We start from the raw sequence: 25,011 nt of genomic DNA on the forward strand, positions 1-25,011 counted from the left end.
TCAGTTCTCCCCGAATTGTGCGCGCAGACGCGGGTTCATCCAGGCGGCCAGCACATCTGACAGCAGGTTGAACAGCACGATCAGGGTGGACAGGAACACAGTGGTGCCGAGGATCATGGTGTAGTCGCGGTTAAACGCGGCCTGCACGTAGAAGCGGCCCAGGCCGGGGATCTGGAAGATGGTTTCCACCACGAAGGAGCCCGCCAGCAGACCGGCGAAAGCCGGCCCCAGGAAGGCGACCACGGGGATGAGGCCGCCCCGCAGGCCGTGTTTTACCACCACCTGCCATTCCGGCAGGCCCTTGGCCCGGGCGGTGCGGATGTAATCCTGGCTCATCACCTCGAGCATGCCCGCCCGCGACAGGCGAGCAATGTAGGCAGCGTAACCAGAGCCCAGGGTAATAGCGGGGAGAATCTTATCGCCGGGTATATCGCCCCAGCCCGATACCGGTAGCCAGTCCAGATGGATGCCGAACACCAGTACCAGTAGCGGCCCCATCAGGAAGGAGGGCACGCAGATACCAATCATGGCGGCGGTCATGGGTATGTAGTCCTGCGGCGTATTGGGCCGCAGGGCCGCAATCACGCCGGCGGTGCCACCGATTAATACCGCCACCAGCAGGGCGTAGAGACCGAGCTCTGCGGTGACCGGCAGGCCGGCACCAATCAGCTCGTTAACGCTGCGGCCGGGGTATTTGAAGGAGGGACCAAACTCGCCCTGGGCCAGGTCACCCAAATAAGCGGTGTACTGAGTGAACAGGGGTTGGTCGAGGCGGTACTGGGCTTCCAGCGCCGCTTTTACCTCGGGAAGTACGGCCTTCTCTGCAGAGAAGGGGCCACCCGGTGCCACGCGCACCAGGAAAAAGGTCACGGTGATCACAGCGAGGATCACCGGAATTGCCTGAAGCAGGCGAATGCCAATAAAGCGCCACATATTATTCGGTCTCCTCGTTTGCCGCGTTCCAGTTTTCATCCAGCCACACGTACTTGAGGTTCAGGTGATCCATCAGGTTGGCAGGCATATCGCGGACGCTGGGGTGCAGCAGGTGCTTGCTGGAGTAGGTGTAGATGGGCAGGATCGGCATCTGCTCCATCAGCATGGTTTCAGCCTCGTAGAAAATCTTGTAGCGCTCTTCCTGGGTTTTGGCCCGGGGTGCGAGGCGCGCGATCATTTCGTCGTAGGCCGGCTCGGCAAAGCCGGTGTTGTTGTTGCCGCCGCCGGTAAGATACATATCGAGGAAGTTATTGGCATCGACGTAGTCGCCAATCCAGCCGCGGCGGGCGATGGCGTAGTTCATGGTGTCGATGGAATCCAGGTACACCTTCCACTCCTGGTTGGAGATGGTGATGTTGATATTGAGCTCGTCTTTCCACATCTGCTGCAGCGCCACGGCAATCTTGCGGTGGTTTTCGCTGGTGTTGTAAATCACTTCCACACCCGGCCAGCCCTCACCGTTTGGATAGCCTGCTTCGGCCAGCAACTGGCGGGCCTGTTCCGGGTCGTAGTCAAACAGCTTGGGTGGGTTGTAACCCATAGTGCCCGGAGGGGTAATGCTGTAGGACGACGTATAAATACCGTGCAGCACTGTGCGGATCAGCTTGTCGCGGTCGATGGACATGGCCAGGGCCTTGCGTACCCGCACATCGTCCACCGGGGCCTGTTCGGTGTTGAACAGGTAGAAGTAGCTGCCCAGGTAGGGTGACAGGCGCAGCGGCGAGTTTTCCTTGGCTTTGTATACCGGCAACTTGTCCAAGGGCACTTCCTGGGTGTAGTGCAGCTGGTCTACGCGGAACATGCGCTCCTCGGAGACGATGTTCTCCGTGGGGTAGAAGATGACGCCGTTCAATTTGACCGTATCGCGGTCCCAGTAGGTCTCACTCTTCTTCACGCTGACGCGGCGGTTGAGCAGCCACTCATCGAGTACAAACGCGCCGTTGCCCACCATGTTCTCGGGGCGGGTCCACTTGGTGTAGCGGTCGTACATTTCGCCGTGCTTGAGAATGGTTTCGGGGTGAACGGGGTAGGTGGAGTAGTGGTCGAGGAGCTGCAGGAAGTAGGGCGTGGAGGCGATGAGGGTGACTTCCAGGGTGTGGTCGTCGATGGCCTTTACACCCACATCGTTGAAGTCCTCGGTCTCGCGCTTGGCGTAGGCCTCGGCGCCTTCCACGGGGAACAGCATGTAGGAATACTGGTTACCCATTTTCGGGTGCAGGGCGCGGTTCCAGGACCAGACAAAATCGCTGGCCGTGATGACCTCACCGTTGGACCACTTCGCCTCGGGGTTGAGGTGGAAGGTATAGACCTTGCCGTCCTCCGAGATGTCCCAGGACATGGCCACACCGGGCTCAGGTTCCAGGGTCCAGGGGTTCTTGGTGGTCAGCCCCTCGAACAGTGAGCTGACAATATGGTTCTCGGGGACGCCGGTCACTACCTGTGGGTCCAGACCCTGGGGTTCGGAGCCGTTGCCGTAGTGGAGGATGCCCTCGCGATTACCTTTCGAAACATTGGATTCACCGCCGGTACAGGCAGTAAGCAGAGTGGCCGACAGCAGGGTAGCTATCAGCCCGCGGATGAGATTGGTCATTTTGTGATCAGGTCCGTTTTTGACGGGCGTATTATAGTGGCATTTTGTGCCGTTGTGGTGAGACGAATGGGGTGTCCAATCCCTCACCGGGAGACGTAACTTTATGGGGCAATCAGGGGTTTAGTCTAGCGCCGTTCTCGGCAGGCTAAGGCGCTGCCACTGAATCATGCCGCCGGCCAGGTTGGCGCAGTGATCGATCCCTCCCTGGCGGAGGATCTGGGTGGCCATGGCGGAGCGCCGGCCCGACTGGCAAATCGCTATCACCGGCTTCTCCTGTGGTACCTCCGACAGGCGGTCGCGCAGCTCGTCCAGGGGGATGAGCTGGGCGCCGCAAATGTGGCCCAGCTCGCCGCTGTACTCGCCCTCGCTGCGCACATCCAGCAGGTGTAGCTCGTCGCGATGGCGGGCGACCCAGTCCGGTCGAATTTCCGGGACACCGGCAAAGGTCTGGATGATTGGTCCCCAGCTTTCGTTCACCAGGGGTTGGTCCGGTTTGCCACCTTTGAGATTGGCGGGCACGGCAATATCGATGAGCCGCGGATGGGGCAGCGCGAGGTTGTTCATATAGCCGACGAAGTCTTCTTCTTTCGCTTCGCCGCCTATGCGCGGATTGTAGGCCTTTTCCTCTGCCACCGTAGAGACGGTGCGGCCATCGTAGTCGTGACCGGGGTAGAGCAGGCAGTGATCGGGCAGGGTGAAAATCTGCTCGCGAATGCTCTGCCACATACGGTGGGCGCTGCCGCCCTGGAAATCTGTGCGACCGGCGCCGCGAATCAATAAAGTGTCGCCGGTGAATGCCATGCTGAGGTCGCGCGTTACATAGGTCAGGCAACCACTGGTGTGCCCGGGCGTGGCCCGGGCCGTAATGGACTCATTGCCGAAAGCGAACACGTCACCGTTGGCTATGCGAATATCGATCTCATCGACATTGGCGGCATCGGCAATGCCAGACTGGGCCCCGGTTTGTTCACGCCACAGCCAGGCGCCTGTGACATGGTCGGCATGCACATGTGTGTCCAGCACGTAGCGCACTTCCAGGTCGAGTTCGCGCACCAGCGCAGCATCCCGGTCGTATTGTTCGAAGACGGTGTCGATGATCATGGCCTCGCGTGTATCAGCACAGGCGAGCAGGTAGGTATACGTGGAGGAGGCGGCGTCGAACAGCTGACGAAAAATCATGGGGTTATCCAGGCTGGGCTAGGCCGCGAGTCTAGCACAGCGATTGGCCACTGCTCGGAGGGGGTGAAGCTGGCGCGCCCCGGGACGCGCCGAAGGGCTTAGAACGTCCAGCGCAGTCCCAGGTTAGCCGTGTCGATCGCTTCGTCGGCATCAAAACGCACGTACTCGAGGTACACATCCAGGCTGCCGAGAATATTGATAGCACCACCGGCACCGTAGTACATGTCGGTACCGTCTTCTTCGATATAGCGAGAGTCGACATCCCACATGGCGGCGCCGGCGCGGCCATAGACGTCGATAATCCACAGCGGTACAGAGACAATCCCACCCACGGTCCAGATGGAGCTGTCAAAGCCGATGCGCTGGCCGTTTTCCAGGCGGTCGGAATCGAATTCGCCCAAGTCCCAATAGGCCGCGTCGACCGCCAGCCACTTGTTGAAGCGGTAGCCCGCGCCGATGTTATAGCCCACTGCGTTGTCATCGAAGATGGCTTCAATGGGGCCGTCAAAGTCGATGACGTCCTCAATATCGGCATCCAACTGGCCCCAGTTGGCGCCACCGGCGATAAAGAAGCCGGTGCCATCAGCGTGAGCGAGGTTGGCGCTGAGCGTACTGCCCAGCACAGTCAGAAATAGTGCGGTGATGAATGAATTGCGCATGTTGAGTCCTCCCTGGACCAGTGGTGTGCTAGTTTGTTGGGTATGGTACGGGACAAAAACGACGCCAAAATGAATTTGTGGTGGCAAAAATACCCATTGTTTCGGGTTTTAAAATGGCTGGTGGGCCTGGAATTGGCCTACCTGCTGGTGGTGAATAGCCTGCTCTGGCTGCCGCTGACCCAGGATGTGATCAATATGGTCCGGCCAGAGAAATTCCATATTCGCTGGGAGCGTGCCTGGACCTTTTACCCCTTTCGCGCCCATGTGCGCGGCGTTTCCGCCAATGGCCAGAGCCGCAGCCAGCAGTGGCAGGTGGAGATTGGTGGCGGATCAGCCAGTGTGTCGATACTACCGTTGATCGCCAAACGCGTGTATGTGCGCAATGTAGATGCCTTTGATGTCGACTATCGCCAGCGGCCGAGGCTGAAGCCGGATAAGGATTACAGCGAACGGCTCGCCTATTTCCCCGAGATCGAGGGCCGCGATGTGCAGGGAGTAGAGACCGCGCCACGTAAAAAGAAGCGCCCATGGAAGGTGTTTGTCAGCAATGCCCGCCTTGAGGGTGAGCACACGTTCTGGATTTTCAATCTGACCGGCGGTGGTCGCGGCGGCGCTGCGGGCGACTTCCAGATTGAATCCCCAGGCGGCCCCATGCAGTTGGCGTTGCATGATCTCGACCTGGATCTGGCGCCAGGCTATCTCAATGGCGATGCCGAGGTGTTTCATGGTGGCACTGTGCGCGGCACACTTGGCTTTGACCCGTTTGTACCCCGTGAGAACAAGGGCCTGGCGATGTTGCCGTTCTTGCGGCTCGATGCAGACCTCGACCTGGACGTGCAGAGTCTGGCCTTCATCAACCTGTTCACGGGTGGCCTCCAGGACCTGAAAATTGGTGGCGCCGGGCAGGTGAAGGGCCGGGTGCATCTGGCTGAAAACTTGATGCGCAATGGGACTGACCTGTGGGCCAGCGCCAATACGTTGAGTGTCCACGTGCAGAAAATGAATGTGGTCGGGGAGGGGCAGGTACACATTTACACGCCCGCCGACCAGGGCCGCTCCCTGGGTCTGGAAATCGACTACAGCGACCTGACGGTCACCCGCGACGGCGACACCGAACCCTTCCTCGCCGGTGATAGCCTGCAACTGGACTTTTCCGATCCCAACCTGGTGGCTCCTGGCAGGGAGCTCAGCTTCGAGGCCATCGTGGCGGAGGAGAAGGCCCGTGATAGCGGCGAGCGCCGTAACCTGAGTTTCAGTATCGACGACGCGACCTTGTTGAACATGGCCATTGTTAACGACTACCTGCCACCCAATCTGCCGCTGACGCTTACCGGTGGCACGGCCAGCCTCAATGGCGCGGTGGAATCACAGCTGGAAACGGTTAAGGGGCGTCTGGAGTTGCGCTCCAAAGCCGTGGCAATGGACCTGGATGGGCAGGACTTGCGCGGTGACCTCGGTGTTGACCTGGTCATCACCGGTGGCGACCCCGCGAATATGCAGTTTGATCTGAGCACATCGGATGTGCTTCTGGAAAATGTCAGTGTCGCCGGTGCGCGCGAAGCCTTTCACGAGGATTACTGGTGGGCAAAGTTCCGCCTGACCCGGGCTAATGTCGTTGCCCAGAACCCCCTGGTGTTTGACGCTGACAGTATTTTGACGGTGAGCGATACCCGGCCGCTGGTCGCCATGTTCAGCAACCACCTGGATGCGCCTCGCTGGGTGGGAAATATGCTCGAGATGGAGGACATCGAGGGCGAGGCAATACTGGCACTGGCGGAGAATCGCCTGCGTATCCCTCATTCGGTGCTCATCAGCGACAAGGCGGAGGTGGCAGCCAAGGCCATGTTTTCAGCGGATGGCCGTGAGGGCATGATCTATGCCCGTTACAAGAAGCTTCAGGCCACCATGGAAATGCTTGGGGATGAAACCAAGGTGAAGTTGCGCAAAGCGCGGGAGCGATTCGACGAATACACGCTCGCGCAATAAGCGTTAGCTGCGCAGCGGCAGGGCGGTGGTCTGCTTGAGTTCCTCCATGACGAAGCTGGCGCTGACGTCGTAGAGGTCGGCCTTGATCAGTTCCTGGTACAGGGCATCGTAGCCGGGCATGCCTTTGACAACCGCCTTGACCAGATAATCCACATCGCCGCCCATGCGATAGACCTCCATCACCCCCGGAATACTCTCGGTCACGGCATTGAATTGCTGCGCCCAGTTTTCGTTGTGCTGGTTGGTTTTGATCGCGATAAAAACGGTGAGTGACAAGTCCAGTGCCCCGGGATTGAGCAGGGTCACCCGACCGCGGATGACACCCTGCTCTTCGAGTTTCTGAATGCGTCGCCAGCAGGCTGACTTGGAGATGCTGACAATCTCTGCCAGGTCGCCAACGGACAGCGTGGCGTCTTCCTGCATGGCGGCGAGAATGCCCAGATCGGTTCTGTCCATGGAGTTTTTGTGTTGAATAATTGATCAATGTGAAACAAATATATCATTGAAGTGATATTTTAGAAACAAACGTTCTTAGTTGTTGCTGTATCGCGCTGCAAATAGGCACAATGTTTCCCCCTTCTTCGACTAAGCTTAGGGCATGAATTTCGGGGAGGTAGCATGAAGACATTAATCCAGAAAATCCGCGCAGGCGTCATCGGCGCCCGGGCACCTGTCGAGACCCCCTTTGGTGTGCGGCCGCTGGTATATGCGGACTACACCGCGTCCGGCCGTGGCCTCGACTTTGTCGAGGACTATATTCGCCACCAGGCCCTGCCCTGGTATGCCAATACCCACACCGAAACGTCATTCACCGGTGCCCAGACCACTGCATTGCGTGAGCAGGCCCGCCAGCAGATCCGCCGTGCGGTAAATGGACGTGAGGAAGACCAGGTCATTTTCTGTGGCCCGGGGGCGACGGCTGCCATCAACAAGATCATCGACATGCTCAATATGCGCCTGCCCGCTGACCTTAATGAGCGCTATGCGCTGGAGCAGCAGATTCCGGCGGAGGATCGCCCGGTGGTATTTATTGGCCCCTATGAGCATCACTCCAATGAACTGCCCTGGCGTGAGTCGATTGCCGATGTGGTCTCCATTCCACTCACCGAGTGCGGTCAGTTGAATCTGGCTGTTCTGGAAGAGGAACTGTGTGCCTATGCCAGCCGATCCCTGAAAATTGGCAGCTTCTCTGCAGGCTCGAACGTGACCGGCATCAAGAGCGATGTGGCGGCGGTAACCGCGCTGCTGAAGCAACACGATGCACTGTCATTCTGGGACTATGCCGCCGCAGCGCCCTATGTGGGCATTGATATGCAGGCCGCTACCCCGATCGATGCCGTGTTTATTTCACCTCACAAGTTTGTGGGTGGACCTGGCACCCCCGGTGTCTTGGTGGTCAAGAAGTCTGTGCTGACAAACTCTGTGCCCGCCGTCGTTGGTGGCGGCACCGTTATGTATGTGACACCGGAAGACCATCTGTTTATTGAGGATCACGAGCGTCGTGAAGAAGGCGGTACCCCGGCCATCATCGAATCCATTCGCGCCGGCCTGGTGTTCAAGTTGCAGCAGGAAGTGGGGGTGGACGAGATCGAGCGTCGCGAGCACGATTTCGTACAGCGCGCGCTTGAGCGCTTCGCGGCCCGACCGGAAATCGAAGTGTTGGGAAGTCCGTCTGCACCCCGGCTCTCCATCATGTCGCTGCGCTTCAAGTATGGCGAGCAGGATCTGCACTACGGATTTGTGGTCTCGTTGTTGAACGACCTGTTCGGTATCCAGGTCCGCGGCGGCTGCTCCTGTGCAGGCCCCTACGGACATAGCCTGCTGGGCATGGATATGGATTACAGCCGGGCCATCGAGCATGAAATTCAGAACGGTGCCATGGTGTTGCGCCCGGGTTGGGTGCGGCTGAACTTCAACTACTTCATCGGCGAAGAAGAATTTGAATATCTGGTGCGGGCCATCGAGTTGGTGGCAGAGCACGGCTGGCGCCTGCTCCCGTACTATCAGTTTGATGCCACCGCCGGCGTGTGGCGTTATCAGGGCATGCCAATGTCATTGGCTGCGAGCCTTGAAGACTGGTCTTTCGCGGATATCAATGCGGCTGACGGCTCCAGTGCTGCGGATGCACCCTCCCTGGCAGACTGCCTGGCGTTGGGTGAGGCTGAGCTGCAGCGCGCGGAGCGCAGCGGCGTACGCTATGCACTGGAGCTCAGCGAGGCCGCCGAGCGGTTGCGCTGGTTTGTCCTTCCCCAGGATATCGCCTTCGATTCAGTGGCCGCATGATGGCCGCTGGATTCACCGACGTATCGGCTTACTCTTCAGGGGCTGGCACGGTGGTCGGGTCCCAGCCGCCACCGAGTGCGTTGTAGAGATCAACAAGCGCAAACAGCTGTGACCCGCGGGCACCGCTCACCGCCAGCTGTGTGCCGAATAGGCGCCGCTGCACTTCGAGCACGTCCAGGTAGGCTAGTCACCATTGCGATAACGCTTGTTGGCTAGGGACAGGTGTTCGCTGCAGGAGTTTCTCCGGCGATAACTGCGCCCGCAGTGAGGCCGGCGCGCCGGGCGTCCGCGTTGAACAACGGCGGTAATGCAGCAATATCAATCAGTCCAGCGTTTTGTTAAAGCGTTTGGTGGCGATAGCCAGAACAACCACGGTGAAACCTAACAGCCATAGTATGTCCGGCAACAGTTGGTGGAACTCTGCGCCTCGCAGGTATACACCGCGAATCAGACGCATGAAGTGGGTTGCCGGTAATACTTCGGCAATCCATTGAGCCACCTCGGGCATAGCTTCATAGGGAAACATAAAGCCGCTCAGGAGAATGGAAGGGAGCAGAATGAACACCGTCATCTGCATAGCCTGCATCTGGGTGGTGGCAATGGTTGAAATCAATAGGCCCAGGGTCAGGCAGGCGGCAATAAATGCCACGGTAATAATGGCCAGGTCCAGCAACTCGCCCTGGAACACCACGTTGAAAACTACCTGGCCCAGCCCGAGGATGATGGCGATCTGGATAAGTCCGACAAATACATAGGGCACCAGTTTGCCAATCATGAGCTCCAGCGGTCGTACCGGTGTGGTAATCAGCAGTTCCATATTCCCCCGCTCGGTTTCCCGTACCAGGGCTGCGGAGGTGAACAGAATCATGGTCATGGTCAGGATGATGGCGGTCAGTCCGGGCACAACATTCACTTCGGAGCGCCTTTCCGGGTTAAAGAACAAGGCAACCTCAAAGCTCGGTTTCCCAGCTGTATAGGCACCTGGGGGAGTCCCCGCCTGGAGCTGTAGAGGCATGTTGCGCAGCGCCAGCATGGCCGAGCCCACCACGGTGTCAGAGCCGTCAACCATCCATTGCCCGGCGGTCTGCCCGGCGGCCAGGCGCTGGGTGAGATCAACCGGCAAGACCAGGGCAGCGCGAATGGTGCCTGCGACAATGGCGGCCTCGGCCTCTGCCGGCGTATCGTAACTGGTGACCACGTCCACCACCTGGGTGACCCGCACCTGTTCAGCAATGGCGCGGGCGACGGCGGAGTGGCTGAGGTCGACGACGGCAATGGGAATATCGCGCACCACTGTGTTGATGGCGTAGCCGAACAGCAGCAGCTGGATCAGGGGGATCATCACCACCATGCCGAAGGTGATCCGGTCCCGCGACAGTTGCCGAAACTCCTTGCCCGCCACGGCGCCGATGCGTCGCGACCAGCTCATGCGGCCTGTTCCTGTTGGGTGGTGGACGCTACAAACACATCCTCAAGACTGGGCCGCGCGACGGCGATGCTGATGTCGTCCCGAGCGATGGCTGATGCCAGCCGCTCGGTGGGTGATCCCGTCAGGTCGGGTTGCAGTAACACTCTGAGTTGCATGCCTTGTTGGGCTGCGGAGATGACCTCGGGCAGTTGCAATAGCTGGTCTTTCAGCTGGCGCAGGCCTGGCCCGGAGACCTCCACAACCCGTTGCTCAAGTGCAGCGAGCAGTTCGTTCGGCGTGCCGGCGGTGCGCAGTTCCCCGGTTTCCAGCACCGCCAGTTGGTGACAGCGCTCCGCTTCGTCCATGTAATGCGTGGAGACGAGCACGGTTTTTCCCTCGTCTGCCAGGTCAAACAGTTTTTCCCAGAAATCGCGCCGATTTTCCGGATCTACCGCAGACGTCGGTTCATCTAGGAATAGCAGGTCGGGCGAGTGCAGCGTCGCCACTGCCAGGGCCAGGCGCTGCCGCTGCCCGCCACTCATGGCGCTGGCTCGACGGTCGCGCATGGAGTTCAGGTTGTAGCGGTCGAGTAGTTGCTTGATGCGCTCGTTGCCATCGCTGCGCGACATGCCGAAGATGCGCGCCATAAAGGCCATATTTTCCGTCACGCTCAGGTCGTCGTAGAGAGAAAAATTCTGGGTCATATAGCCAATCCGCTGGCGCAGTGCGTCAGATTGTTCCGGGACTTTCATTCCCAGTACCTCCACTTCGCCGCTGGTAGGTGTCAGCAGCCCGCAAAGCATGCGTATGGCGGTGGTTTTGCCGCTGCCATTGGGCCCCAGAAAACCATAAATGGCGCCTTGCGGCACATTGAGGTCGATATTGTTCACGGCCACCAATTCGCCGAAATGACGGGTCAGGCCGCGAGTGCGGATGGCGGTGTCAGTCATTCTCGAGCAATACCTGTACCGGTACGCCAATGGGCAGTTCATTGCCCTCGTCGAGATCGAACTCGGCCATGTAAACCAGCCGCGCCCGGTCGCTAGCGTTGAGCGCGTAGTAGGGGGTGAACGCGGGATCGGTGGCGATCCACCGCAGCGTGCCGGTATAGGCGGTGTCTATGCCATCGATATGGATTGCACGGCGGTCGCCTACTTTTAGCCGTGCCCGCCAGGGTTCGGGCACGTACACCCGGGCATAGGGTGTGTTGTCTGCCAGCATGGCCACCAGGGTGGCGCCGCGCGATACACGTTCGCCCACATTGTAGGGCAGGCTGTCCAGGTAGGCGTCGCGGGTCGCCCGAACGCTCAGTTCCTCGAGCAGGTGTCGCTCCAGGGCCAGTTGCGCTTGGGCGGCGGCCAGGGCCGCGGCACCGGCGTCCAATTGCTCCTGGCGTGTGCCGTTGGTCAGCCGCAGCAAGTTCTCTTCGGCGGCTTCCAGATTGGCCTCGGCTTCATCGCGGCCAGCCAGGGCCCGATCGAGTTGGGCCTGGGCGGCCAGCTTTTGCTCGACCAGTGATACGGCGCGCTCGTAGTTGGCGCTGGCCTCTATGAGGGCGGCTTTGGCGGCGGCCACCTGTGCGCTGGCTGCTGCGATGTCTTCAACCCGGGCACCGTTGCGCAGTTCCTCGAGTTGCGCGGCTGCTCGCCCCACCTCGGCGGTGGCCCTGGCGACCTTGGCTGTCTGGCGGCGGTCATCCAATTGCACCAGCAGTGTGCCTGCGGTGACAGCAGAACCCTCGGCGACGGGTTGGGCGGTAATGATTTCGTCGTCCGTGGCCTTGAGCAGGATACGGTCGCGCTCCAGTGTTCCCAGAGCTTCGTTTCGATCTGCTCCCTCACAGGCGGACAGGAGCAGAACGGTAAAGGCAGCGTAGATGAATTGGCGCAAGAGATTCCCCCGACAGGCTTCGGGGAAAGTGTAGGTCATCCCGCGGCGGTCGTCAGGCGGCGCTTTTGTCGCTCTGGGGTGGGGTGCCGTTGTAGAGGGCCCTGGGCCGGATCAGCTTGTTCTGCGGGCGGAACTCCAGGAAGTGCGCGATATAGCCGTATACACGCGCCTGGGCGAACATGGCAGTGAAGTAATGGGTAGGAATGCCGAGGCTGTGGAATACCGCGCCTTTGTAGAATTCGACGTTGGCCCAGATTTCCTTTCCCTTGGCACCGAATTCTCGCTGACAGGCTTCCTCGACCGCGACCAGTGTCGCCAGCAGGTTTTTGCTCTCTTCGTCCTGGCACAGCTCTACGGCCATGGGTTTCAGAATTTTTGCGCGGGGGTCGACGGTGCGGTACTCGCGATGCCCCATGCCCATGATCTTGACCTTGTTTGCCAGGCAGTCCTTCACGTAGGCGTCGGCCTTGTCGGGGCTGCCAATGGCCATGGCCATTTCCAGTGCCGCCTGGTCGGCGCCACCGTGCAGTTGGCCGAACAGGGTGCCGATGGAGGCGGAAATCGATGATTGAATCGGTGCCAGGGTGCTGGCACAGACCCGGCCGGCAAACGTGCCCGCATTGAAGCTGTGCTCCATTTGCAGAATCTGCGCCGCGTCCAGCATACGCACCTGCTCGCGGCTCGGTGCCCGGCCGTGGAACATGGTGAGGAAGTTCTCGTGACGCAGTTTGCCGGGGGTGGGCTCCAGGATGGATTTGTTCTGGCCCAGGCGATAGTGAGCCGCAATCAGGCTGGAAATCTTGGCGGCAATACACAGGCCCTGCTCGGCGTCGAGCCCGCGGCCCAGGGTGGCTTCCGTTGGCAGTTCCAGCAGCGGCACCATGCCCTGCAGCATCAGCATGGGGTGGAGTTCGCGATTAACCTGCTTGAGCAGGTCTTGCTCGCGGTCGGTCAGGGTGGCGTGGCGGCACATGAAACTCTTGATGGCACTTTGCTCGCGTCCGGTCGGCCATTCACCAAAGACCACCAGCCAGGCCACGTGCAGGAAAGAGGCGTCGACCAGGTCATTGATATCGATACCCCGGTAGCTGAGCACGCCCGCCTCGCCCTGAACATCGGAAATGGCGGTTTCACCTACCACGACCCCGGCGAGATCGGAGGAATAGACAGATTCGGTGTTAGACATGTGCGGCTCCCGGTTTTGGTATTTTTTGGCAGTATACTCACAGGTTTTGATTAGGTGGGTTAATCTTACTTATAGAAGTATTAGGTGAACTTATATGCGTTTGGAAAACAGTGAGTTACGTGCGTTTCGTGCTGTGATCGAAGAGGGCGGCTTTCGGCGGGCGGCCGAAGCTTTGCATATCAGTCAGTCGGCGGTGAGCCAGGCGGTGGCCGGACTTGAGGGCAAGTTGGGTGTGCCGCTAATCCAGCGCGGCAAAGAGTTGCGTCTCACCGATGCCGGGCGGCGCCTTTTCGACCATGCATTTGAGGTGCTGACCGGTGAGCAGCAAACCCTGGAGGACATTGCCCAGTTGCGCTCGGGCCAGGCTGAAACCCTCAATCTGGCATTGAGTGCCTCAGTGAATCGCTTCCATGCCCCCGGGCTGATGAGCAGCTTTCACCGCGAAAACTCCCGGGTCCGATTGCAGGTGGCGGAGATGCCGGCGCGCAATATCATCTACGCGGTATTGGCGGGTAACGTCGAACTGGGCTTTGGCCCTTTTCAGAAAGATATGCAGGCTTTTGCAACACTGCCTTTGTACTCGGACTCGCGGCACCTGGTCGTCAGCCCTGGTCATCCCCGTTTCGAAGCCATGGTGGAGGGCAACGCCGAGGCCATTCGCCAGACACCCCTGATTACCTCCGCACTGGACAGTCCCGATCTGCGCCCATCTATTGCCCGCCTGCGCGACCAGTTCAGCACCGTGTGGGAGGTGAGCAGCCTGATGCTCCGGGTGCATATGGTGCGCCAGGGTATGGGAGTGGCCTTTGTGGACCGCCAGCTACTCTCCGAGCACCCGGATTGCGCCGACTTCCATATCATCGACGATGTGTCTTTCGGCACCATCGATAAACAGGTAGGTATTTACTACCGGACGGGCAAACAGCTAACGGATGCTGCGCGACAGTTTATTGCGCTTTGCCAGCGCCGCTGGAGCTTGTAGAGTGTTCGCTCTGTATCCGGAGTGATTCCATGTCGTCGACGCTGCGCAATACCAATCTGGAAAAACTGACTGAGCAGGTCTACGACGTGCTCATTATCGGCGGTGGGATTAACGGCGCGGTGGCAGCGGCGGCCCTGGCAGGGCGCGGGGTGAGAGTCGCCCTGATTGAGCGCGAAGATTTTGCCAGTGGTGTCAGCTCCAATTCTTCGAATCTCGCCTGGGGGGGTATTAAATACCTCGAGAGCCACGAATACCTGCTGGTTAACAAACTGTGCAAGTCGCGCAACGAGTTGATGCGCGCCTACCCTTCCACGGTCAAGGAAATCCGGTTCTTTACCACCATCGCCCGGGGCTTCCGGTTCTGGTCGTTCTTTGTGTATCTCGGCGCCTTGCTGTACTGGCTGATGGGGCGTTGCAAGACCGCGCCGCCGCGCTATTTCACCGCGCGCCAACTGGAGGCGCGAGAGCCTGTGGTTAACACAGAAAACGCGGCTGGCGGGCTGGAGTATTCCGATTGCTACCTGTACGACAACGATGCCCGGTTTGTATTCAACTTCGTGCGTACAGCATTGAACTACGGCTGTATTGCGGCGAACTATGTGGAGTCCCTCGGCAACCGCAAGGGTGGAGACCTGTGGTTTACCAGCGCCCGGGATACGATGACCGGCAAGGAATTCCAGATCCGCTCCCGGGTACTGATTAACGCCTGTGGTCCCTATGTGGATGATCACAACCGGATGACCGGCGAGCAGACCCGCCATCACCATTTGTTCTCCAAGGGAATTCACCTGATCGTCGACCGGGTGACCGACAACAAGCGCGTGCTGACGTTTTTCGCCAGTGATGGCCGCCTTTTCTTTCTCATTCCGATGGGCCCTAAAACCTGCATTGGTACCACCGACACACAGGTTGCCGACCCTGAGGTCGGGGTTACCGATGAGGATCGACAGTTCGTGCTGGACAATGTGAATGCCCTGCTCGATCTGGAGCTGTCGCTTGATGATGTCGTGGCCGAGCGCGTCGGTGTGCGCCCCCTGGCGATTGAGGGCGAGGACGGCGTTGCAGACTGGGTGAAGCTGTCGCGCAAACACGTCATCGAAACCAATACCCAGTCACGTCACTTAAGTATTTTTGGGGGCAAGCTCACGGACTGCCTCAATGTGGGTGACGAAGTCGTCGAGCAGGTTCAGGCGCTGGGAGTGCGAATTCCCAATCCCGAGCATTGCTGGTACGGCGAACCGTCGGCCAGTCAGCGAGCGGAATTCATGTTGCAGGCCCGGCTGATGCAGCTGGATGCATTGACCGATCCAAGTTCACCTGAGCCCCTGTCAGAACGCTTCTGGCGTCGCTACGGTACGGCGGCCTTTGGGCTGCTTGAACGGATTCGCGAGGACGAGTCCTGCGCGCGGTTGCTCATTGAAAACGCAGAATACACCCGCTGCGAAATTGAACTGGCCGCACGGCGCGAGATGATTACGCGGCTCAGTGATTTCATGCGCCGTCGCTCCAAGATTGAGCTGGTGGTGCGCTGGCATGAGATCGAATCAGCGCCGGGGCTGCGTGAAGCCTGTGAGTTGCTGTTCGGCGATCAGGCCGAACAGCGTTTGCAGGAGTACTTGCGCGAAGGGCCCGGCCAATGAGTAGTACCCTGGGCAAGTGGCTGGCGGGGCTGGCGGGGCTGGCACTGCTGGTGCTGGCGTTACTGGCCCTGTTGGCAGGGGCGGTTCACCACTACCTGAACGACACGCGTAAATTGGAGGCGCTGGTGGCCGAGCAACTGGGGCGAGCGGTACGTATCGGCGAAATCACCGGCCTCCATCTCGGGCGCGACACCCGGGTGGAGTTGCGCGACCTGAGTATTGCCAACCCCGCCTGGGCCGAGGAGCAGTATCTGCTGCAATTACATAGCCTGCGTGTCCATCTCGATCTGGCATCGCTGTGGTCTGATGGCCCCGTTGTGATCAGCGATCTTGAAGTCAGCGGTTTGCGGGCGAATTTGCTGGCGCCTGAAGGCGAGTCGCCCAGCTGGGCGTTGGATTTAGGGTCTGATGAGCCGGCGGAGCCTGCGCAGGGGCCGGTGCAGTTGCCGGTGTATCTTGCCCAGGCGCACATCCGCGATAGTCAGGTGATTTACCGCGACCCGGAGCGCGATGTCCTAGCGAAGCTCGAAGGGCAGTTGGAGGGCGAGGGCGGTATTCGAGTGCACCTTTCCGGTGTTGCGCAGGGGCAGTCGATCGATTTCAGCGGTCATCTTGATCGAGAGGGCACTGCGGCAATCCTCTCTGCAAGTGGTGACCTCGCCGGCTGGCAGGTGGATGCTACGGCCCGGCTTGCCGAACCGCTGGCCTTTAGCGGCCTGGACGCGAGTGTCGATGTCAGTGGTCAGTGGCAGGCACTGCCGGACGACAGTGATGCTGGCCTGCCCGTTCACCTGCAGGTGAAATTGACCGGCAATGGCGACAACCTCCATCTGCGGCAGGGCAGCATCAAAGCAGGGCAGACAGTTATTGAGGCCGAGGGTGCGCTCGGTAATCTCAATACCTTGCAGGGCATGGCGCTGTCACTATCAGCCAACAGCCCCGATCTCCGTGAACTGTCCCCGGCACCCGAGTTGGACGCGCCAGTACCCTTGACCCTGAAGACGCGGCTGACCTCAAGCGGTGATCGCCTGCGCTTCCAGGATATCGCCGGCAACAGCGGTGAAGGTCGAATACGTGGCAGTGCGGAGTGGGTGCTGGCCGATGATTTTTCCGGCTCCCAGGCTCAGCTGAATGCCAGTGGTGAGCGCCTCGGTCAGCTGTTGCAGCCCTGGCTGCCAGCTGTGCCGGTAGATACCCACTACGATATCGACGCCAGAGCTGAGTGGCAGGCGCCGGTGCTCACCCTGGATCAAGTCGATATGGAGTTCGGTGAGAATCAATTGCGGGCAGACTTCAATGTCGATCTCAGCGGCGAAAAACCGGCGTTGTCCGGAAAGGTCAAAGCGACGGGAAAAAGAGCCCACCGCGTGCTTGAGTCGCTGGGTTTGGATTCTCCGGTCCCGGACGAAAGCTACCTGCTCAGTGCGAGCCTGGCGCTGGCGGATTCGGGCGAGATGCAGCTGAGCGACCTCGACATTCAGCTGGGCAGCAGTGAGTTGCGCGGTGAGGCGTTTTATGCGCCGGGCCAGCCTGCCCAGATCAGGGCCAAGCTGGTGGCGCCTCGTCTTGATTTTCGCTTTCTGGCCGCGCCCATCGCAGACAATGACGCTGCTCCCGAGCACAATTACAGTAACTCTGAGGCCCTGACCGACAAACAGCTGGCGGACCGGATGATCCCCGATACCCCGTTGAATTTCAATTGGCTTAGCGCTTATGAAGGTCAGCTGGAATTGCGCATTGAGGAGATACGCTACGCGGATAACATTCGCAGTTCCGGCGAGCTCAAGCTGGTCATGAAGGAAGGAGCGCTCACCAGTGAGAAGTTTGAATGGCGCGGTGAATTTTCCGCGGGCAAGGCACAGTTAGCGTTACGTGAGACGGCAAAGGGCGCTGCCGTTGAATTGAGCCTGGATAGTCGCAGGCTGCCCCTGATGTGGTTGCTGACCGGTAACGACAGCCCCAACAACAGCATTCACTACCACACCCAGCTGAGCTCGGAAGGCGGCTCGTTGGCGCAGCTGGCATCAGCGCTGGATGGTCAGCTTGCGCTTAAGGGCACTGGCGGGCGATTTAGCAATGCCGGCATGAATCTGATTCTGGGGGATTTGTTTGGCGAAATTGTCAGCCGCATCGATCCGACCTCGCACCAGGAGCCCTACATCAACGTGGAGTGCCAGGCGGGCAGCATGACCATAGCAGAGGGTGTGATTAATCTTGCTCCCGGGATCGCCTTGCGAACACACAAACTGGATGTCGGCCTCGGTGGCACGATTAATCTGGGTACTGAAGCGCTCAATCTGGTCTTTAATACCCGCGCCCGTAAGGGTGTCGGTATTTCCGCCAGCAAGGCCGTCACCCCCTATGTGAAACTGGGCGGCAACTTCTCCCACCCGCGGGTAGGCGTGAACGCCAAGGGGGTGGTTATCTCCGGTGGGCTGGCCATGGCGACCGGTGGCATGTCGATCGTGGCTGAGGGAATGTGGGATCGCTGGGTGGCCACTGCTGCCAATCCCTGTGAGGCATTGTCCAGCCAGGCTAGCAAAGGCTCTGAAGAATTGCGCAAGCTATTCGGGCGCCCCTGAACGTAAGGAACTCCATGCGAAAATTACTGCTCTCTATCACCGCGTTTGCGGCGTTGGTTGCTCTCCCCGCACAGTCTCAGGACGGCCTGCCCGACTTCGGCGAGGGCAACGCGGTGTCCCTCAACCAGGAATATATGCTGGGCCGGGCCTGGCTGATGCAGTTTCGGCGCCAGGCGCCGTTGCTCGCAGACCCGCTGTTGCAGGACTATATCGAAGAGCTGATTTTTCGCCTGGCCCAGACCAGCCAGTTGCGTGAGCGCCGCCTGGAAGTGGTGATGGTCGACAACGCCACCATTAATGCCTTTGCTGTGCCCGGAGGCGTGGTGGGCGTACACGGCGGCTTGTTGCTCGCGGCCGAGAACGAGGCGCAGGTAGCCAGCGTGCTCGGGCACGAATTGGCACACCTTAGTCAGCGGCACTTTTCGCGCAGCCGCGAGAATGCGGCGGTGACACAAAAGAAAGCCCTGCTCGGTATGTTGGGAGGCCTGGTGGCCGCCGCAGCAGGGGCGGTAGTGATGTTGGCGTTGCTGCGGTGGCCGGCTCGCAGGCAGCAGCCCAGGGCGAGTCATTGCGCTACAGCCGCCAGCACGAGCAGGAGGCGGACCGGGTCGGCATGCAAAACCTGGTGGCGGCGGGCTACGATCCCAACGCCACGGCCGGAATGTTCGAGGTGATGCAGGCGGAGTCGCGCAAATACGGCAGTCGCCCGCCAGAGTTTCTGCTCACTCACCCGCTGACCGAGCGGCGCATTGCCGATGCGCGCAACCGCGCCGGCCAGTACCCGCGACGCATGTATCAGGACAACCCCGACTTTCACCTGATGCGGGCGCGAGTGGCGCTGACCCAGATTGAGGACCCCGCCGAGGCGGTGGCCCACTTCCGTAAGCAACGCAAAGAGAGCCACGGTGCCGAAGCGGTAGCGGCCCAGTATGGGTTGGTGTTGGCGCTGACCCGCAATGGTGAGACAGCCGAAGCACGGACCCTCCTTAAGCCCATGCGTGAATTCAAGCCCAGCAGCATTCCCTATGGTCTGGCGGGCGCTGATATCGCTCTGCAAGAAGAGCGTTTTGAAGATGCCGTGGCCACGTTGCAGCGAGGGCTGGAATTGGTGCCGGGGAATCATCCGATTACCATCCAGCTGGCGAAAACATACTTCAAAGCGGGGCGTTACACTGAAGCCGATGAGCTGCTGACGGCACACGCCGAGGTGAAGCCCACAAACGCGATCCTGTGGTATTGGCTGGCGGAAGTGCAGGGCCTGGCGGGGAATGTCTACGGCGTGCATCAGTCACGGGCCCAGTACTACTTCCTCAACGGCGCCATGCCACCGGCGCTGGAACAGATTGACCTGGCGTTAAAGCTGGCGCCCAACGATGTGGAAGTAGAGCGGCTGAACCAGCGCCGCGGTTTCTTCATTCAGGTGGGGCATGCCCTGGGGCAGTTCTAAGCCGCCTGGCGCTCAGAACACGGCAACGCCGGCCAGCCACGGGTGGGCAAATGCGAAGATGGCGTAGGCAACGCAGCCGATTAACACCACCACAATCTCCTTGCCCCAGGATGGCGCTTCCGGCTTAACCCACTCGCCCTCGCGGCGATTGATCAGCAGGATTTCCAGCGCGCCCCACACCGCCAGGCCGCTGAACAGCAGCACCGAGCGGTTGTCGCCATTCATCATCAGGTGTGCCAGGGCCCAGACAATCAGTCCGGTCAGCTGTGGGTGGCGGATAATGCGGCGGATCCGGGTGGGTGGCTTGGAGGCCATGAACAGGATCATCGCCACGAGTATCAGGCCCATCCCTGCATCGCGAGTCCAGAGCGGTAGCGTGTAGTAGTGTGTGGGTTGCTCCACCGAGCGCCAGCCGAACACCATAAGCACCAGTGCTGCCACCAGCGCCAGGCTGAACAGGCCCATATAACCGCCCTCGCCGAGCCGGTTTTTCAGGCTGGTTTTCAGGTCGGGGGCCAGGGAAGGAATGAAGTGCACCGCTGCCCAGAGCAGCAGACCAACGAGTATCAGTGTCATAGCGAATCGTCCTTTTTTATTATTGGTCTAGAGTGTAACCCAGGACAGGGCCTATGGGGGCTCTGGTTAGGGTGGGCCTAACGAGGGTGCCGAGCGTGTGATTTTTCACCACTGATAGTGGTAGCTAACGTCGGTCAATCTCCATAAAATGCCTCGCTTTTCTCTGTCTGCGCATAACAACCACTCCGCCGACCGTTACCGTAACCCCAAAATCAGGTGAGAAGTGCGATGTTTGAGTTACATCCCAGCAAAGTAGCAACCGTCAAGAATGACGTGCTGTCCGGTCTGACCGTGGCCCTGGCCCTGGTGCCGGAGGCCGTGGCATTCGCCTTTGTGGCAGGGGTTGAGCCTCTGGTCGGGCTCTACGCGGCCTTTATGGTGGGGCTTATCACCGCCTGCATCGGTGGCCGTCCGGGCATGATCTCCGGCGCGACCGGTGCGCTGGCGGTGGTGATGGTGGCACTGGTTGCCGACCATGGCGTTGAGTATTTGTTTGCCGCTGTGGTCCTCATGGGCATCATCCAGATTACCGCTGGCGCCCTGCGCCTGGGTAAGTTTATCCGTATGGTGCCGCACCCGGTGATGCTGGGCTTTGTGAATGGCCTGGCGATTGTGATCTTCCTGGCGCAGTTGGGCCAGTTCGGCACTCCAGGCGAGCCCGGTTGGCTCACCGGCACCTTCATGGAAGGCACGATTATCGATGTAGCTTGGCTGGAAGGTCAGCAGATGTACATGCTGTGTGGGCTGGTGGCGCTCACTATGGCAATCATTCACTTCCTGCCCAAGCTGACCACGGCGATTCCTTCGTCGCTGGCGGCGATTGTTGTCGTGAGCCTGCTGGTGATTGGCCTGAGCCTCGACACCAAGGTGGTGGGTGATGTGGCGTCGATCAAGGGCGGCTTGCCAACCTTCCACATTCCGACGGTTCCCTTCACCTGGGAAACCTTCATGATTATTCTGCCTTACTCGGTCATTCTGGCGGCGATTGGTCTGATCGAGTCATTGCTGACGCTGCGCCTGGTGGACGAGATTACCGAGACCCGCGGTCGCGGCAATAAGGAGTGTGTTGGCCAGGGTGTTGCCAACGTGGCCACCGGCTTCTTCGGCGGTATGGGTGGCTGCGCCATGATCGGCCAGAGCATGATTAATGTGAACTCCGGTGGTCGTGGTCGTCTGTCCGGTATTTCTGCTGCGCTGTTCCTGCTCACCTTTATTCTGGTGGCGTCGCCGTTGATTGAACAGATTCCGCTGGCTGCGCTGATTGGCGTGATGTTTATTGTGGTCATAGGCACTTTTGAATGGTCGAGTTTCCGGGTAATCCGCAAGGTGCCCAAGTCGGACGCGCTGGTGCTGGTGCTGGTGTCCGGTGTGACTGTGGTGACTGACCTGGCAGTGGCAGTCGTCGTCGGTGTGATCGTATCGGCACTGGTATTTGCCTGGGAGCACGCCAAGCAGATTCAGGTGAAGTCTCGCGAGGACCACAAGGGCTCAACCGTCTATGCCGTCAGTGGCCCGCTGTTTTTTGGTTCGGTGACGATTTTCCTGGAGCAGTTCAACCCCGCGGATGCCAACGATGACGTCATCATCGACTTTGCCGAGTCGCGGGTGTGTGATCACTCCGGACTGGAGGCCATCGACACGCTGGCTGAGCGCTATCTGAATGCCGGTAAGACGCTGCACCTGGTGCACTTGTCGTCTGACTGCAAGCAGTTGCTCAAGAAGGCGGGCACCCTGGTTGAAGTCAACGTGATTGAAGATCCCAAGTACTTTGTTGCAGAGGACGCGCTGGCCTGATTCAGGCTGGCTTGCCGTAGCGCGCCAGGAACATCTCTACCGCGCCATTCACCACAGCTTCCTTTACCTTCTGGCCGGGGGCAGGGCCGCAGCCTGCCACCCGTGGCCAGAACAGTGGCCCCTTGATCAGTGCCACAAACTGCCCGGATGCAAAGGCGGGGTCGTCTACCGCCAGCCTGCCATCCGCCGCCGCCGCGCTAATCCAGGTGGCGATCGGGTCATGGCCGCCGGCCCTGGCAGCCATCTCGTCAATAATGTCCCGCAAACTTTCCGACTCTGAGAAAAACATCTGAAAGACCGCCACGTAGTCGTCGTCAGTGACGTGGGCCACTTCCCGTTCGGCAATATCCCGCAGTTGTTCATCCAGCGGTAGTGCCGGATCGTACTCCACATAAATAGCCTGTTGCAGTTCTGCGACAAACTGCTCGGCAATGGCGCCGAATAGCGCTTCTTTGCTGGCGAAGTGGTTGTATAGGCTGCGTTTACTGACCTGGGCCCGCTCTGCCGCCCGGTCAATGCTGGTGTCGCGGAAACCGGTTTCCAGAAATTCAGTGCGGGCGGCCGCCAGAATGTCCAGGCGCTTGCGCTGGGTAAGAGTGAGCTTGGGTTCCGCGGAGTTCATGCTGCGAAAATTGCACTAAAGGGACACTTTCAAATTCCACACTAAACTACACCGTGTAGTTTACTTGTTGTATGAAATGTTGATTGGAGTACGGCATGGCAAAGGTTAGAAACTGGACCCCCGATCGGCTGCCTTCCCTGGCGGGTAAGCGCTATCTCATCACCGGCGGCAATTCCGGCATCGGCCTGGAGGCCGCCAAAATAATGGCAGCTGCCGGAGCCGATATCGTGATCGCCTGTCGCAATCCTGACAAGGCGGAGGAGGCGGCGAGCGAAATCGCCGCTGCCGGCGCCGGCGCGGTGGACACCGTGGCACTGGATCTGTCATCGCAGGCTTCAGTGCGCGCTGCGGCGGATGAAATACGCTCGCGCTGGGATGCGCTGGACGGTCTGGTCAATAATGCGGGGATTATGCAAACCCCAGACACGCGGACCGAGGATGGGTTTGAATTGCAGCTGGGTACCAACCACCTGGGTCACTTCCTCTTGGCTGGCCTGCTGTTTGATCTGGTAGAGAAAGCCGCAGGCAGGATTACCGTGGTCAGCAGTATCGCGCACAAATTTGGTGAGATGCATTTCGATGACCTGATGCTCGAGCAACGCTACGACGCAACCAAAGCCTACGGTCAGAGTAAGCTGGCTAATATGTTGTTCGCCCAGGAATTGGCGCGCAAGCTTGCGGCCGCGGGTAGCTCGGTGATGGCCAACGCCTGTCACCCCGGTTATTCGGCAACTAACCTACAGAGCACCGGGCCGGAAGGTTTTCTGGTCGGGCTTTATGGTGTGCTAAACAAAGTCTGGGCCCAGTCAGCCTACAAAGGCGCCATTCCGACTGTGCTGGCGGTGGCTGGCGAGGAGGCCGAGAACGGCGGTTACTATGGCCCCGTGAAGCTTATGGACTCCATTGGGCCCGTGGGCACTGCGCGCATCGCAGGGCGCGGTCGTGATGAACAGTCTGCCGCTGAGCTCTGGCAGCGCAGTGAAGCGCTGACTGACATGAGTTGGACGCTGTAGTGCGCGCCATCAGGTTAATGCTGCTGGTCGTGGCTGTGATTGCAATGGCTGCCCAGGCGACGCTGGAAAGCAACGCTCCCAGGGCGGATGGAAAATTTGAGAACGAGGCTGGTCCGAGAGAGATGGCAATGTGGGAAATTATTAAAGCGCGGTTTACAACAGAACAAATTGATAAGCGGCCCAAGACGGAGGTACCGCTGCAGCGACTGCATCGCGCCGACCTCGAGGCTGCGTACGGGCCGATGCTGTATCGATTGGGCCACTCTTCGGTACTGATTAAGCTCGGCGATCAGTATGTGCTCACTGACCCGGTGTTCAGTAAGCGTGCATCGCCGGTGCAGTGGGCTGGCCCGCGCCGGTTCCACCCAGTGCCGATCGACTTCCAAGAGCTGCCGCGCATTCACGCCGTGGTCATCAGTCACGACCACTACGACCATCTCGACAAGGGATCGGTGAAGCGCCTTGCGGCTCAGGTGGAAAATTTCGTAGTGCCGGTGGGCGTGGGCGCCCATCTGCGACGTTGGGGCATCGACGCTACGCGCATCCACGAGCTGAACTGGTGGCAGAGCCTCGAGCTGGAAGGACTGACTCTGACAGCAACGCCTGCCCAGCATTTCTCGGGTCGGGGCTTGACCGATGGCAACAAGACGCTGTGGGCGAGTTGGGTGATTGAAGGTGCGAGCGCGAAGCTGTTCTTCAGTGGCGACACGGGCTACTTCGACGGCTTCCGTGAAATCGGCGAGCGGCTCGGCCCCTTTGATATCACGATGATCGAAACCGGCGCCTATAACAAACTGTGGGCCAGCGTACATATGCTGCCGGAGCAGGGCTTACAGGCGCACCTCGATCTGCGCGGCAAGGCTATGTTGCCCATTCACAACAGTACTTTCGACCTCGCGTTTCATCCCTGGTATGAACCAATGGAACGGGCGACGGCGTTGGGGGAGGAGCACAATGTGAACGTGCTGACCCCGGTGATTGGTGCGCCTGTGTCGGTGCTAGAGCCATCCCCCGGACACGCCTGGTGGCGAACAGTAGCGACACAAACCGAAACTGCCTCAATTGAATCTGTAAATATGGGCGCAGAACCCGCCGGATAGCTTGCGTCACACGCTCCCTTGCACTAGCTTGTGGGTAGCTCTTTACGAGTGCCCACAAAAAAGAACAAGCATAGGGAGTG

22 protein-coding genes are annotated in these 25,011 nt (G+C 59.7%); 10 read left to right on the forward strand and 12 right to left on the reverse strand.

The annotated features are described in order from the left end of the window. The 4 genes from BST95_RS04515 to BST95_RS04530 all read right to left on the reverse strand — a co-directional run bounded on the left by BST95_RS04515 (position 1) and on the right by BST95_RS04530 (position 4,422). Positions 1-933 (reverse strand): ABC transporter permease, encoded by a 933-nt coding sequence (locus BST95_RS04515; protein WP_066048954.1) that lies wholly within the window; start codon positions 931-933, stop codon positions 1-3. A 1-nt stretch (position 934) separates the two neighbouring features. Then, positions 935-2,584 (reverse strand): peptide ABC transporter substrate-binding protein, encoded by a 1,650-nt coding sequence (locus tag BST95_RS04520; RefSeq protein ID WP_084198325.1) that lies wholly within the window; start codon positions 2,582-2,584, stop codon positions 935-937. A 120-nt stretch (positions 2,585-2,704) separates the two neighbouring features. After that, the gene (locus tag BST95_RS04525; RefSeq protein WP_084198326.1) at positions 2,705-3,763 is read right to left on the reverse strand and encodes an MBL fold metallo-hydrolase; all 1,059 of its coding nucleotides are present in this window, start codon (positions 3,761-3,763) and stop codon (positions 2,705-2,707) included. Positions 3,764-3,861: 98 nt separating this feature from the next. Then, positions 3,862-4,422 carry an outer membrane beta-barrel protein gene (locus BST95_RS04530; RefSeq protein ID WP_084198327.1) on the reverse strand — a complete coding sequence of 187 codons (561 nt, stop codon included), beginning with the start codon at positions 4,420-4,422 and terminating at the stop codon, positions 3,862-3,864. Positions 4,423-4,518: 96 nt separating this feature from the next. On the opposite strand from BST95_RS04530, the gene BST95_RS04535 reads away from it, so the two are divergent. Further along, positions 4,519-6,408, forward strand: a complete 1,890-nt coding sequence (locus BST95_RS04535; protein ID WP_146004222.1) for a hypothetical protein — start codon at positions 4,519-4,521, stop codon at positions 6,406-6,408. 3 nt (positions 6,409-6,411) lie between these two features. Here BST95_RS04535 and BST95_RS04540 read toward each other — a convergent pair whose 3' ends face one another. After that, complete coding sequence (locus BST95_RS04540; protein ID WP_084198329.1) at positions 6,412-6,864, reverse strand: Lrp/AsnC family transcriptional regulator; 453 nt, start codon at positions 6,862-6,864, stop codon at positions 6,412-6,414. A gap of 162 nt (positions 6,865-7,026) precedes the next feature. Between BST95_RS04540 and BST95_RS04545 the strand changes: the two genes are divergently transcribed. After that, positions 7,027-8,691, forward strand: a complete 1,665-nt coding sequence (locus tag BST95_RS04545; RefSeq protein ID WP_084198330.1) for an aminotransferase class V-fold PLP-dependent enzyme — start codon at positions 7,027-7,029, stop codon at positions 8,689-8,691. Between the two features lie 28 nt (positions 8,692-8,719). On the opposite strand, the gene BST95_RS20855 is transcribed toward BST95_RS04545, so the two are convergent. The 5 genes from BST95_RS20855 to BST95_RS04565 all read right to left on the reverse strand — a co-directional run bounded on the left by BST95_RS20855 (position 8,720) and on the right by BST95_RS04565 (position 13,175). Then, a complete protein-coding gene (locus BST95_RS20855) occupies positions 8,720-8,854 on the reverse strand; it encodes a hypothetical protein (RefSeq protein WP_268244999.1) in 135 nt (44 codons plus the stop codon). 159 nt (positions 8,855-9,013) lie between these two features. Then, complete coding sequence (locus tag BST95_RS04550) at positions 9,014-10,120, reverse strand: ABC transporter permease (protein WP_084198331.1); 1,107 nt, start codon at positions 10,118-10,120, stop codon at positions 9,014-9,016. After that, complete coding sequence (locus BST95_RS04555) at positions 10,117-11,049, reverse strand: ABC transporter ATP-binding protein (protein WP_084198332.1); 933 nt, start codon at positions 11,047-11,049, stop codon at positions 10,117-10,119. The genes BST95_RS04550 and BST95_RS04555 overlap by 4 nt, the downstream gene beginning before the upstream one ends. After that, on the reverse strand, positions 11,042-11,989 hold the full coding sequence (locus BST95_RS04560; RefSeq protein ID WP_066048979.1) for an HlyD family secretion protein: 948 nt from the start codon (positions 11,987-11,989) through the stop codon (positions 11,042-11,044). Before BST95_RS04560 ends, BST95_RS04555 begins: the two co-directional genes overlap by 8 nt. Positions 11,990-12,041: 52 nt before the next feature. Further along, positions 12,042-13,175 (reverse strand): citrate/2-methylcitrate synthase, encoded by a 1,134-nt coding sequence (locus BST95_RS04565; protein ID WP_084198334.1) that lies wholly within the window; start codon positions 13,173-13,175, stop codon positions 12,042-12,044. Between the two features lie 94 nt (positions 13,176-13,269). Between BST95_RS04565 and BST95_RS04570 the strand changes: the two genes are divergently transcribed. Genes BST95_RS04570 through BST95_RS20860 form a run of 5 tightly spaced genes read left to right on the forward strand, consistent with a single transcriptional unit; the run spans position 13,270 to position 19,826 of the window. After that, on the forward strand, positions 13,270-14,157 hold the full coding sequence (locus BST95_RS04570; RefSeq protein WP_084198335.1) for a LysR family transcriptional regulator: 888 nt from the start codon (positions 13,270-13,272) through the stop codon (positions 14,155-14,157). Positions 14,158-14,186: 29 nt separating this feature from the next. Beyond that, positions 14,187-15,797 carry a glycerol-3-phosphate dehydrogenase/oxidase gene (locus BST95_RS04575; protein WP_084198336.1) on the forward strand — a complete coding sequence of 537 codons (1,611 nt, stop codon included), beginning with the start codon at positions 14,187-14,189 and terminating at the stop codon, positions 15,795-15,797. Beyond that, positions 15,794-18,379: an AsmA family protein gene (locus BST95_RS04580; protein ID WP_084198337.1), complete on the forward strand. Its 2,586-nt coding sequence runs from the start codon at positions 15,794-15,796 to the stop codon at positions 18,377-18,379. Before BST95_RS04575 ends, BST95_RS04580 begins: the two co-directional genes overlap by 4 nt. Positions 18,380-18,393: 14 nt before the next feature. After that, complete coding sequence (locus tag BST95_RS20330) at positions 18,394-19,053, forward strand: M48 family metalloprotease (protein ID WP_084198338.1); 660 nt, start codon at positions 18,394-18,396, stop codon at positions 19,051-19,053. Continuing rightward, the gene (locus BST95_RS20860; protein ID WP_276205930.1) at positions 18,948-19,826 is read left to right on the forward strand and encodes a tetratricopeptide repeat protein; all 879 of its coding nucleotides are present in this window, start codon (positions 18,948-18,950) and stop codon (positions 19,824-19,826) included. Before BST95_RS20330 ends, BST95_RS20860 begins: the two co-directional genes overlap by 106 nt. A 12-nt stretch (positions 19,827-19,838) precedes the next feature. Here the strand turns inward: BST95_RS20860 and BST95_RS04595 are convergent, their stop codons facing one another. Further along, a complete protein-coding gene (locus BST95_RS04595) occupies positions 19,839-20,402 on the reverse strand; it encodes an NnrU family protein (protein ID WP_084198340.1) in 564 nt (187 codons plus the stop codon). Between the two features lie 228 nt (positions 20,403-20,630). On the opposite strand from BST95_RS04595, the gene BST95_RS04600 reads away from it, so the two are divergent. Beyond that, entirely contained in the window at positions 20,631-22,196 is a 1,566-nt protein-coding gene (locus BST95_RS04600) for a SulP family inorganic anion transporter (RefSeq protein WP_084198341.1), read from the forward strand. Between the two features lies 1 nt (position 22,197). On the opposite strand, the gene BST95_RS04605 is transcribed toward BST95_RS04600, so the two are convergent. Next, a complete protein-coding gene (locus BST95_RS04605; protein WP_084198342.1) occupies positions 22,198-22,818 on the reverse strand; it encodes a TetR/AcrR family transcriptional regulator in 621 nt (206 codons plus the stop codon). 95 nt (positions 22,819-22,913) lie between these two features. On the opposite strand from BST95_RS04605, the gene BST95_RS04610 reads away from it, so the two are divergent. Together BST95_RS04610 and BST95_RS04615 are read left to right on the forward strand one after the other, a co-directional pair. After that, positions 22,914-23,831 (forward strand): oxidoreductase, encoded by a 918-nt coding sequence (locus BST95_RS04610; protein WP_084198343.1) that lies wholly within the window; start codon positions 22,914-22,916, stop codon positions 23,829-23,831. Beyond that, entirely contained in the window at positions 23,831-24,931 is a 1,101-nt protein-coding gene (locus BST95_RS04615) for an MBL fold metallo-hydrolase (RefSeq protein ID WP_229801758.1), read from the forward strand. The genes BST95_RS04610 and BST95_RS04615 overlap by 1 nt, the downstream gene beginning before the upstream one ends. Positions 24,932-25,011: the final 80 nt, after the last annotated feature.

The sequence above is a fragment of the Halioglobus japonicus genome (genome assembly GCF_001983995.1).
Classification (GTDB): Bacteria; Pseudomonadota; Gammaproteobacteria; order Pseudomonadales; family Halieaceae; genus Halioglobus; species Halioglobus japonicus.

Excerpts from the sequence above, each read along its gene's own strand:
- BST95_RS04515 (WP_066048954.1), bottom strand. The coding sequence starts at position 933 with ATGTGGCGCTTTATTGGCATTCGCCTGCTTCAGGCAATTCCGGTGATC.
- BST95_RS04520 (WP_084198325.1), bottom strand. The coding sequence starts at position 2,584 with ATGACCAATCTCATCCGCGGGCTGATAGCTACCCTGCTGTCGGCCACT.
- BST95_RS04525 (WP_084198326.1), bottom strand. The coding sequence starts at position 3,763 with ATGATTTTTCGTCAGCTGTTCGACGCCGCCTCCTCCACGTATACCTAC.
- BST95_RS04530 (WP_084198327.1), bottom strand. The coding sequence starts at position 4,422 with ATGCGCAATTCATTCATCACCGCACTATTTCTGACTGTGCTGGGCAGT.
- BST95_RS04540 (WP_084198329.1), bottom strand. The coding sequence starts at position 6,864 with ATGGACAGAACCGATCTGGGCATTCTCGCCGCCATGCAGGAAGACGCC.
- BST95_RS04545 (WP_084198330.1), top strand. The coding sequence starts at position 7,027 with ATGAAGACATTAATCCAGAAAATCCGCGCAGGCGTCATCGGCGCCCGG.
- BST95_RS04550 (WP_084198331.1), bottom strand. The coding sequence starts at position 10,120 with ATGAGCTGGTCGCGACGCATCGGCGCCGTGGCGGGCAAGGAGTTTCGG.
- BST95_RS04555 (WP_084198332.1), bottom strand. The coding sequence starts at position 11,049 with ATGACTGACACCGCCATCCGCACTCGCGGCCTGACCCGTCATTTCGGC.
- BST95_RS04565 (WP_084198334.1), bottom strand. The coding sequence starts at position 13,175 with ATGTCTAACACCGAATCTGTCTATTCCTCCGATCTCGCCGGGGTCGTG.
- BST95_RS04570 (WP_084198335.1), top strand. The coding sequence starts at position 13,270 with ATGCGTTTGGAAAACAGTGAGTTACGTGCGTTTCGTGCTGTGATCGAA.
- BST95_RS04575 (WP_084198336.1), top strand. The coding sequence starts at position 14,187 with ATGTCGTCGACGCTGCGCAATACCAATCTGGAAAAACTGACTGAGCAG.
- BST95_RS04580 (WP_084198337.1), top strand. The coding sequence starts at position 15,794 with ATGAGTAGTACCCTGGGCAAGTGGCTGGCGGGGCTGGCGGGGCTGGCA.
- BST95_RS20330 (WP_084198338.1), top strand. The coding sequence starts at position 18,394 with ATGCGAAAATTACTGCTCTCTATCACCGCGTTTGCGGCGTTGGTTGCT.
- BST95_RS04595 (WP_084198340.1), bottom strand. The coding sequence starts at position 20,402 with ATGACACTGATACTCGTTGGTCTGCTGCTCTGGGCAGCGGTGCACTTC.
- BST95_RS04600 (WP_084198341.1), top strand. The coding sequence starts at position 20,631 with ATGTTTGAGTTACATCCCAGCAAAGTAGCAACCGTCAAGAATGACGTG.
- BST95_RS04605 (WP_084198342.1), bottom strand. The coding sequence starts at position 22,818 with ATGAACTCCGCGGAACCCAAGCTCACTCTTACCCAGCGCAAGCGCCTG.
- BST95_RS04610 (WP_084198343.1), top strand. The coding sequence starts at position 22,914 with ATGGCAAAGGTTAGAAACTGGACCCCCGATCGGCTGCCTTCCCTGGCG.